This is a genomic window from Rhodococcus sp. (in: high G+C Gram-positive bacteria), assembly GCF_049299235.1.
Classification (GTDB): Bacteria; Actinomycetota; Actinomycetes; order Mycobacteriales; family Mycobacteriaceae; genus Rhodococcus.
Map to the genome: position 1 here is coordinate 1 of NZ_JBAQXC010000230.1, position 2,067 is coordinate 2,067.

2 protein-coding genes are annotated in these 2,067 nt (G+C 69.0%); both read right to left on the bottom strand.

Translation table 11 applies throughout. From position 1 onward, the window contains the following. A partial coding sequence (locus WAX14_RS13485) for a biotin/lipoyl-containing protein (RefSeq protein WP_422628564.1) occupies positions 1-615 on the bottom strand: 615 nt, incomplete at its 3' end. A gap of 267 nt (positions 616-882) precedes the next feature. Then, positions 883-2,067: leucyl aminopeptidase (locus tag WAX14_RS13490; protein ID WP_422628565.1), on the bottom strand; the 1,185-nt coding region annotated here is incomplete at its 5' end.

Below are 2,067 nucleotides of genomic sequence, written 5' to 3' on the forward strand. Positions count from 1 at the left end.
TGCTGCTGCTGCGGCGGGGGCTTCGGAGCCGATGACGGCGAGTTGTCCGCCGACCTCGACGGTGTCGTCTTCCTGCGCGCTGATTTCGACGAGGACACCGGCGACGGGGGACGGGATTTCCGTGTCGACCTTGTCGGTGGAGACCTCGAGGAGCGGTTCGTCGACGGCGACGTCGTCGCCGACGGCCTTGAGCCAGCGGGTGACGGTGCCTTCGGTGACGGATTCGCCGAGTGCGGGCATGGTGACGGGGGTGCCGTCGGCTGCGCCGGCCTGGGTGGGTGCAGGTGCGGCAGCGGCGGGGGTCTCGGCAGCGGGAGCTTCCGCGGCGGGTGCGGCAGCGGCCGGCGCCGGGGCAGCGGCGGGAGCAGGCTCCTCGCCGGCCTCACCGATGAGGCCGAGTTCGCCACCGATCTCGACGGTGTCGTCTTCCTGGGCGACGATCTTCACCAGGACGCCTGCAGCGGGGGACGGGATTTCGGTGTCGACCTTGTCCGTGGAGACTTCGAGCAGGGGCTCGTCGACTTCGACCGTGTCTCCTTCCTGCTTGAGCCATCGCGTGACAGTTCCCTCGGTGACGCTCTCACCAAGCGCTGGCATCTGGACGGAGAAGGCCATGTCTGTTGACTCCTCGACGGTTGTTTCGTGTGTGTTGAGTTGTACCGGCTCGTGGTCGTCCGACCATTGTGTGGTCGTTGACTATTGTGCTCGAGCCCGAGGGCCCGCGCAGGTACTTCGGTGGTGCGTGCGGCCCACACCCGGGCGAGGCATGGCCCCGACCATCCTTGCACTGATCACTTCGGGGCGTTCGGCGAGGGGCGCGTCACGTTGCGCCCGGTGTGCCTTTTGGGACCACAGAGGGGCCCGAAAGGCACACCGTAGGAGTCAGCCGTTGGCGGCGATGTCCTCGATGACCGCGATCATCGTGCGAACGGGTACGCCGGTACCGCCCTTGCCGGTGTAGCCGAACGGGCCACCGGTGTTGAACGCAGGCCCGGCCACGTCCAGGTGTGCCCACTGCACGCCCTCGGCGACGAACTCCTTCAGGAAGATCGCGGCGGCGAGCATCCCGCCCCACCGGTGCGGGGTGACATTCGCCAGGTCCGCGACCCGCGAGTTCAGGTCGGCGCGCAACTCCGCAGGCAGCGGCATTGCCCAGCCGTTCTCCCCGACAGAGCGCGACAACGCCGCGACCCGATCACGGAACTCGTCGGTGCCCATCACGCCGGGTGTGCGGTTACCCAACGCCACCATCTGTGCGCCGGTCAGCGTCGCGGTGTCGATCAGGTAGTCGGGCTCGTCCTCGCAGGCACGGACGATCGCGTCGGCCAGAATCAGGCGACCTTCCGCGTCGGTGTTGATCACCTCGACCGTGGTACCGCCGTACTGGGTGAGCACATCGCCGGGTCGCTGTGCGGTCGACGACGGCATGTTCTCGGCCATCGGGACGGTCGCGGTGACGTCGACGGCAACCCCGAGCTTGGCGGCGAGCACAACGGTGGCGACGACAGCCGCCGCACCGCCCATGTCCGACGTCATGTTCTCCATCCCGGCGGCCGGCTTGATCGAGATGCCGCCCGTGTCGAACGTGACGCCCTTGCCGACCAGCGCCACCTTCGGGGCGTTGCGCTTCTTCGACGAGTAGCTCAGCCGCACCAGTCGCGGCGGACGCGACGAACCCTGCCCGACACCGACGATGCCGCCGAAGCCCTGCTTGATCAGTGCCTTCTCGTCGAGCACCTCGACCTTCAGGCCCGCCGCGGTTCCGAGCGCCTTCGCGCGGTCGGCGAACTCGGCCGGATACAGGTGGCTCGGCGGGGTGTTGACGAATTCGCGGGCGGTCGCGACGGCCTCGGCGATCGCGGTCGCGCGGGTCAGCGCGGCCTTGGTCTCGCGGGCCCGCGGCGAGGCCGCCAGGAACTCGATACGGGCAGGTGGGCGTGCATCGGCACCCGGCGCCGACTTCGAGGAGCGGAATGCGGTGAACGTGTACGCGCCGAGCGCGAAACCTTCGACGGCCGCACCGAGATCCACCTCGGACAGGGTGGTCGCGGCGACCTCGACGCCGGT